At 73.6% G+C, this 7,125-nt stretch carries 6 protein-coding genes; 2 read left to right on the top strand and 4 right to left on the bottom strand.

All coding sequences use genetic code 11. The features are described from left to right. Positions 1-17: 17 nt before the first annotated feature. The gene (locus tag ACZ7C5_RS35690; protein WP_401085359.1) at positions 18-1,532 is read right to left on the bottom strand and encodes a TIGR02677 family protein; all 1,515 of its coding nucleotides are present in this window, start codon (positions 1,530-1,532) and stop codon (positions 18-20) included. Positions 1,533-1,708: 176 nt separating this feature from the next. After that, complete coding sequence (locus ACZ7C5_RS35695) at positions 1,709-3,055, bottom strand: GH1 family beta-glucosidase (RefSeq protein ID WP_470324266.1); 1,347 nt, start codon at positions 3,053-3,055, stop codon at positions 1,709-1,711. Positions 3,056-3,276: 221 nt separating this feature from the next. Here ACZ7C5_RS35695 and ACZ7C5_RS35700 point away from each other — a divergent pair, with 221 nt between their 5' ends. Next, positions 3,277-3,798: a SigE family RNA polymerase sigma factor gene (locus ACZ7C5_RS35700; RefSeq protein ID WP_401085364.1), complete on the top strand. Its 522-nt coding sequence runs from the start codon at positions 3,277-3,279 to the stop codon at positions 3,796-3,798. Positions 3,799-4,561: 763 nt separating this feature from the next. Further along, a complete protein-coding gene (locus tag ACZ7C5_RS35705; protein ID WP_401085367.1) occupies positions 4,562-4,921 on the top strand; it encodes a hypothetical protein in 360 nt (119 codons plus the stop codon). A 138-nt stretch (positions 4,922-5,059) separates the two neighbouring features. Here ACZ7C5_RS35705 and ACZ7C5_RS35710 read toward each other — a convergent pair whose 3' ends face one another. Beyond that, positions 5,060-5,392, bottom strand: a complete 333-nt coding sequence (locus ACZ7C5_RS35710; protein WP_401085370.1) for a hypothetical protein — start codon at positions 5,390-5,392, stop codon at positions 5,060-5,062. A 591-nt stretch (positions 5,393-5,983) separates the two neighbouring features. Beyond that, positions 5,984-6,703, bottom strand: coding sequence for a hypothetical protein (locus ACZ7C5_RS35715; RefSeq protein ID WP_401085373.1), 720 nt, complete (start codon positions 6,701-6,703; stop codon positions 5,984-5,986). Positions 6,704-7,125 lie beyond the last annotated feature (422 nt).

Genomic DNA, 7,125 nt, shown 5'->3' on the forward strand with positions numbered 1-7,125 from the left:
CATGCGGACCGATCCACTCATGTGGACCCCTCAGCGGTGCTCGCCCGCGAGGCGCCCGGGCCTCGGATCTCCACCAGGAAGTCGGGCCCCTCCAGCCGCCCCCTGGACGTCCACAGGACGGCCCGTCCGGCATCGGGCAGCGGCCGGAGGACGACCTCGACCCGGCCGTCCGAGGTGACCGCCCGACGCGCTCCGCTGCCGTCCGGCCGTACCGCCAGCGCCCTGCCGAGGAGGTCGAGCAGCCGCTCGAAGACGGAATGGTCCAGCGTGCCGAAGCCGGAGAGCCGTACGGGGCCGTCGGTGCCCAGGACGTCCCAGGCGGCTTCGAGTTCGGCGCGCTCCTTGCGGGCCAGCTCGGCGCGGGCCGCCTTGATCCCGCCGATGTCGCGCACCCTGCCGGTGCGCGTGAACCGCTCGGTGCGGCCGCTGGCCCGCAGCAGGGCGGACACCTCCACCGGCGGGGCCTCCGCCCAGGTGCCCGAGGAGGGCACCAACTCCTGGTCGGGGTGGGCGAGATGGGCGTGGCGGGCCGGGCCGAGGCCGAAGGCGGCCGACCAGAGACGGTGCAGGTCGTCCTCGGTGGGCGCCGCGGCGAACCAGCGGGCCAGTTCCCGGAAGTCCTGGACGGCGCCGGAGGAGCGGCGCCGTGACTCGGTGATCCGGTCGAGGACCTGGAGGAGCGTCACGATCGCCCGCCGCGCCACGTCGTACAGCTGCTCCACCCGGGGCCGCGACCCGTCCACGGGCCGGAACCAGGCCCGGAGCCCCTCCCAGCGTGCCCGGCGCCGCTCCAGCCAGGCCGGCGCCGGATCGCCGTCCGCGACCGGCGGCAGCTCGGCGCCCCGCACCGCCCGCTCGTGCAGCAGGCCCACCCCGCGCTCCTCGACCCGCTCCACGGCGGAGGCGACCGTCTGTCCCCGCTGGTCGAGGTTGACGAGGAACTCCTGGAGATAGGCCACCGTCGCGGCCTTCACCTCCCGGAAGGTCGCCAGGTCCGCCCCCTCGGCGCGCAGCAGGCGCTGCAACTCGCCGTTGAACGCCTTGGTGTTGGAGAGCAGCGCCTCCAGGTGGCCCTCCAGCTCCTGGAGCGTGCTGAAGACCCGGCGGTCCGAGGACGCGGAGTCCCCCAGCAGGACGTACAGCTCGTCGAGCCGGTCCGTGATCGCCTCCAGCACCGCCGTCTGGAGCGCCCCGGTCGAGGCCAGCACCGCGAGCGCGTGCTCGACCCCGGCGAACGCGGCCTCGCCGCGCCTGGTCAGCGAGTACTGGAGGTTGCGGCGCTCGTACTCCTCGGCGGTGCGGTAGTTCTCCGCGTGGTTCTGGACGACGTCCAGCAGCTGCCACTCCCTGAGCTTCAGCAGCGCTTCCCGCAGGTCGTCGTCGTGGATCGCGTCGAGCCAGCCGACCGTCCGCAGCCGGGCCCTGACCTCGTCCAGTCCGAGCGCGGTCTCCAGCCGCTCGTTGGCGGCGCCGAAGGCCTGGAGGATCGCACCGTAGAGCTCGGCCTTCTCCCCCGTCGTGAACCGGAACATCTCCGGCGGCACCCTGCGCAACGACTCCCCTTCCCCTCCGTCGGGCACCAGAATACTGATGCCGGAGGCGACGGAGCGCCCGCGGAGGTCCAGCGGCCACCCTGCCGGGGGCACCGCGTACCGCCCGGCGGCGGCGACGGGCGGCTGCGGCGACGGGCGGCGGCCTCGGACCGCTGTCAGTGCGGGAGCGAGCGGGCCCGGTGGGCGGCGATCAGGTCGCGGTACCAGGCGTACGAGGCCTTCGGGGTGCGCCGCTGGGTCGCGAAGTCGACGTGGACGAGGCCGAAGCGCTGGCTGAACAGCCCCTCCGCCCACTCGAAGTTGTCGAGCAGGGACCAGGTGTAGTAGCCGCGGATGTCGACGCCCTCGGCGACGGCCCGGGCGAGGGCGTCGAGGTGGGCGGCCATGAAGTCGATGCGGGGCCGGTCGGGGACGGTGTCCTCGGTGACGGAGCAGCCGTTCTCGGTGATGGTGATGGGCGGGAGGGCCTTGCCGTACAAGTCCCGGAGGCTGAGCAGGAGTCGGTGGAGGGCCTCGGGGACGACGGGCCAGCCGAAGGCGGTGTGGGGGACGTCGGGGATGTCGACGAGGTCGAAGGGGAGGCCGGGTCCGGTGGGGGCGGCGACGCGGGTGGGGTTGTAGAAGTTGAGGCCGAGGCCGTCGAGGCCGGGGGTGTGGATGAGGTCGATGTCGCCCGGGTGGACGGCGCCGAAGATGTCGTCGGGGACGCCGAGGGCGGAGAGGTCGGGGTAGCGGCCGAGGAGGACGGGGTCGGTGAACAGCCGGTTGTGCAGGGCGTCGTAGGCCTCGGCGGCGGCGGTGTCCTCGGCCGAGGGGGAGGCCGGCTCGACGGGGGTGAGGTTGTTGGAGAGCATCGCCAGCAGGCCGCGGTCGTGGAGGACCGAGGCGGCCAGGCCGTGGGCGAGGAGCTGGTGGTGGGCGGCCGGGAGGGCCTCGAACATCAGGGTGCGGCCGGGGGCGTGGGTGCCCAGGGCGTAGCCGTACACGGTGTGGACGAAGGGCTCGTTGAGGGTGATCCAGGCGGGGACGCGGTCACCGAGGCGGTCGGCCATGACGGTGGCGTACTCGGCGAAGCGGTACGCGGTGTCGCGGTCGAGCCAGCCTCCCTCGTCCTCCAGGGCCTGCGGGAGGTCCCAGTGGAAGAGGGTGGGCAGCGGGGTGATGCCGGCGTCCAGCAGCGCGTCCACGAGCCGGTCGTAGAAGGCGAGCCCGGCCTCGTTGACCGCGCCGGCGCCGGTGGGCAGCACCCGGGGCCAGGAGACGGAGAAGCGGTAGCCGTCGAGGCCGAGCCCGCGCATCAGCTCGATGTCCTCGGGATACCGGTGGTAGTGGTCGCAGGCCACCGCGCCCGTGTGGCCGTCGCGGACGGCGCCGGGGCGGGCGGCGAAGACGTCCCAGACGGACGGGCCGCGGCCGTCCTCCTCCACCGCCCCCTCGATCTGGTAGGCGGCGGTGGCGGCGCCCCAGCGGAAGTCCGCCGGGAGGTCGAAGCGGTCCGGCATGACAGCCTCCTGACGAGAAACGCGAGGAGAACTCATGTTAGTGACGCGGCGCCGAAACACCAGAGGCCGTCGGCCGGCCGGGACGGGCCGGTGTGCGGCGCCGTGCGGCGCCGACTGTCCTGGGACGGGCTGGGCCGGGCCGGCGGCAGCCGAAAGCCCCTGGCCAAAACAGGTACGGTCCGTTGTCATCCGTTTTCGGCCGCTGTGACGTCCTGGTGGGTATGAAGCGCGAATCGATCCGTCCCGGGGGCTCCGGATCCGACCCTTTCGACGAGTTCGTCGCGGCGCGGTACCAGTCTCTGCTGCGCGGGGCGTACCTGATCACGGGGAACGTCCACGACGCCCGGGACCTGCTGCACGACGCCTTGGCCCAGGTGTACCCGAGACGCTCGACGATCCGGGACGCGGGAGCCACCGAGGGGTACGTCCGCACGACGATGGTCCGCACCCACGTCTCGCGGTGGCGCCGGACCAGACGCGAGGTGCTCACCTCCGCACTGCCGGACGGGCCGGCGGTCCAGGACGCCGAGCGGGACGACCAGCTGGCGGCGGCGCTGGCCGGACTGCCACGGCGGCAGCGGGCGGCCGTCGTGCTGCGCTACTACCTGGACCTGCCGGTCGCGCAGGTGGCGGAGGAGCTGGGGTGCTCGGTGCCCACGGCGAAGACCCACCTGGCGCGCGGGATCAAGGCGCTTCGACAGGAAATCGAACCGGTGAGGGAGTTGGTGGGGCATGAGCGCTGAGGACAGGTTCGAGGAGGAACTGGTCACCCGGCTCGGGGCGCACGCGGCGGGCATCGGCGGCAGCCCGCCGCTGGCCGAGCTGCGCGAGGCCGGACGACGACGGGTCCGGCGGCAGGCGGCCGTACGGGGGGCGACGGCGGTGGCGGTGCTGGCCGTCGGGGCGGGCCTGCTGACCCAGGTCGGCGGCGGCGCCGGGCCGGGGCGTACGGGGGTGGCGGGGGCGGGCATGGGCCTGTCGAGTCCGACCCCTGGGGCGACCGGTCCGGGGCCGGCGGTCGTGATCTGGGGTTGTGAGCAGGGGCCCTCGTCGATGGGGACGCCGGGCCAGCACTCGCGCGTGGTCACGCAGCCTTCGCCGGGGGGGTCCTCGTCGGGGGGACTCCTCATCGGGGGGGAGTTCGTCGAGGGTGCCGCTGGGGGGTCCTCGTCGGGGATGCCGTCATCGGGCGAGGCTTCGTCTGGCTCGGCCTCGTCCGGAGTCCCGACGCCTGACCCGTCGTCCTCCGGTTCACCCTCGTCAACCGGCGTCCCGTCGGGCCTGCCGCTGTTCTCGGGCTCGTCCTCCTCCTGGCCCACGTCCTCGGGCTCGTCCTCGGACCGGCCCACGTCGTCGGGCTCGTCCTCGGACCGGCCCACGTCGTCGGGCTCGTCCTCGGACCGGCCCACGTCCTCGGGCTCGTCCTCGGACCGGCCCACGTCCTCGGGCTCGTCCTCGGACGATCCGCAGGCCGATCTGATGGGAGCGGGCCGGTCCATCGGGGGCATGGCGATGACGAACTACCCCGACCACTACTCCGGCGTCTGCGTCTCCGCCCGCACGAACACGGTCTATGTGATGCGGGTCCCCGGCAGCGACCTGGACGCCAACGTGACCCGCATGGCGACCGGCTGGCCCCTGCTGAAGGTGACGTTCGCCGACGTGCAGGCCTCCGAGAACCAGCTCCGCGCGCTCGTGGACCGGATCAAGGCGGACACCACGGAATGGCAGGCCAAGGGCGTGGCGATCAACGGGCTGACGATCGCCCCCAACGGCGCCGGGGTGGTGGTCGAGACCCCGCAGTGGCAGACGGCGGAGGCGGACATCAAGGCGCGGTACGGGCCGCTGGTGGCCGAGGTCCGCTGAGACCCGACCTCGGCGTCCCTTTGCAGAGCGCCGAGCGTCGGCTGAGGGCGGTATCACCGAGCGGCTCGGTGGTTCCGCCCTTCGGCACGTCCACCTGCCCGCGCGCCGCTCAAGCGACCGTCAGCTCCCGGGCGGCCATCAGGAACGCACGCGCGTCCCGTCCTCCTGGCCACCGTCCTCGGGTCCGGCCTTCTCCAGCGTCCGCCGGATCGAGCGCGGCACCCGGTAGGGCAACCCCGCGGAACGCTCCCGCACCCAGGCCCGGCCGATCCGCGACGTCGGGAACCAGCTCCCCGCCAACCGCCGGGGGGCCAGCAGCGGCCGCACCGGCGGCACCATGGCCGCCGGGTACGGGATCCGGTGGCAGGCGTCGGCGATCTCCTCGATCTGCCGTCGTGGCTCCTCCGGTAGTTCGCCGGGCGCGTGAGCCGTGGCCAGCTCGTGGATGTCGGCGAACCCGGCGTCGTGCATGTCCTCGCACCACCGCACCGACGCCGCACGACGCCGACGCCCGCCCGGACGGCCCGTCTTCATACTCCGCGCCGCCGCCAGCAGCGCCCGGTACTCGTCTTCTCCTCCGTACTCGCGGCAGGTGGCCAACAGCCAACGCTGCCCGATCGAGTCCGTCTCCCGAAACCCAGTCACCAACGCCGCCTCCGCCCGGGCCCCGGCCGCCCATTCGCCTCTGACCCGCCGACAGACGTCCGCCACCCCCGCCAGGTACTCCGCCAGAGCCTCCGTCCCGGACGCCACGCCCGCGACAGCCGCCTCCGCCTCGAACACCCCGTACCGAGCGACGGCCCGCACCGCCAGGAAGCCTTGCAGGGTACACCACCTCAGCATCCACTCCGCATCAGCGCGCTGCATCGGTCCTCGCCTCTCTTGGTCGGCTCCGGATACCACCTATCGAAGGCGGGCCACATAGATGGGCGTGTCCGTCGAAAGCCGAGGAGTGTCGGCTCCGGCAGGTCGGGCGGCGGTCGGCGGGGCTGGTCGCCGCCCCCGTGCTCGGCGGGGGCGGTGGCGGGCGTTGCCGTGGGGAGGCTGGTGGCCCCGGGGTGATCAGGCGTGGGCGCTGATCTCGCCGCCGGCGGAGAGGACGATGTAGACGCCGTTGGCGGCGGCTCCGGTGTCGTGCTGGTCGGCGTCCAGCGTGCCGTAGACCTCGTTGTTCATGCCCAGGATCTCGGCGCGGTAGTGGAGTTCGCCGGTCTTGGTGACCTTGGCCGTCCAGCCGCCCGCCAGCTTGACGGTGCCCGGGCCGGAGTGGGAGCCGCCCATCCAGGAGTGGATGGTGCCGTCCAGGGAGAGCACGACGAACATGCCGTTGGCGTTGAGTCCGGCGTCCTCGTTCTTCGTCTCCAGCGTGGCGAGGACCTGGCCGCTGTTGACGATCTTGGCGCTGTAGTTCTGGTTGCCGAGGTCGCGGATCTCCGCCGTGCTGCCGTCCACCAGGGTCGGGGAGTGGCCCGCGGACGTCCCCTTGGGCGGGGCGGCCGGGGTGGTCACGCCGCCCTTGGAGGGCGTGGTGGCCGGGGCGGGCGCGCCGCTCTTGGCGGAAGTGGTGGGCACGGCGGGCGTGGTGGGCGGTGCGGTGGCGGGCGGCGCGGCCGGGGTGGTGGGTGCGGTGGCGGCCGGCGGGGTGGTGGCGGGCGCGGCCGTGTCGTGGGCGTCCGCGGAGGAGGAGCAGGCCGTGGCCGCGGGTACCAGCAGGGCCGCGGCCAGGACGGTCCCGACCAGCGAACGGCGAGCGGTCGTACGGCGGGTCGTCGAGAGGGACATGCGGTTCTCCTGAACGAAGTACGGGTGCGGAGGCGCTCGGTGCCCGCCCCCGTCCGGCGAGGGCCGGGAGGCGGGGGCGGCGTGCACGTCGAAATTAGTACGAACGATCGACGGAATCGCGCATTCCATGTCACCGGACTGCAACGCCCCGGACCGGACTGTCGCCGGGTCAGGTGGTGGCGGCGGGGAGCTGTTCGCGCACCCGGGCGGGGTCGGGGTTGGCAGGACGAGCGCCAGCGGCAGCCACGCACGCATCATGGCCCCACGGTATCCGCGAGCGTCACGGGACGGTGCGGGGGCGGGGGGCGGGTTGAGCCGGGCCCCGCGCCCGCCACTCCAGCAGAAGGACCCGAGCCTCCCCATCCAAGTCTCCATTTTCCCGATCCTCCCCGCCCCAGTTTAGCAGTTCCCCGTCTTCCCCG

The sequence above is a fragment of the Kitasatospora sp. NPDC036993 genome (genome assembly GCF_055607525.1).